This is a genomic window from Psychrobacter sp. 1U2, assembly GCF_051847575.1.
Map to the genome: position 1 here is coordinate 1 of NZ_JBPYDC010001295.1, position 639 is coordinate 639.

A 639-nucleotide genomic window follows, 5' to 3' on the forward strand; every position below is an offset into this window, starting at 1 on the left:
TAAAGCGTATTGAACAATTTAAGCCATAAACAATCAAAGCCCTTTTAGCTTCTAGCTATTAGGGCTTTTTTATTACAAAAAATGTAAAAGCCCTTCCGATGAGACGTCCCTCATAGTCAATCGACTATAATTAATTGGTTATAAAAAGTACAAGTGTAACTAAATATTTCATAGTAACTTAGTTATAGCGTGTTGTTTTTATTAATATGCATAACAGAATAGAGATATCATCAATATATAGATACTATTATTCAATAAGTGAATAATGTTAAATTAAATTAACTTTTAATAAATATTTACTAAATTTACATTAGCAATGTTTACTTCCAAATTAGAGTCAAATGCGTATACTCTAAGTTAATAAAAATTTGACCATACAAGATACTGACTAGGATTTTGTATGGTGATAATAAGATTAACCCTCCATGCAAGGACTCTCAAATGACATCATCAGCTGGCGCGCGCTTTCGCAATGCCATGAAACAAAAGAACGATAATAACCAACCACTACAGATCGTCGGTACTATTAATGCCTATACGGCCATGATGGCAACGCAAGTCGGTCATCAGGCAATATACCTCTCAGGCGGCGGTGTCGCCAATGCCTCATTTGGTCTACCAGATTTGGGTATGACCAGC

The 639-nt window shown here is 34.1% G+C and carries 1 pseudogene; it reads left to right on the forward strand.

Annotated elements, in window-relative coordinates:
* Positions 1-441: 441 nt before the first annotated feature.
* Positions 442-639: pseudogene (prpB, locus tag ACS8FD_RS21735) on the forward strand (methylisocitrate lyase); the annotation flags it as partial.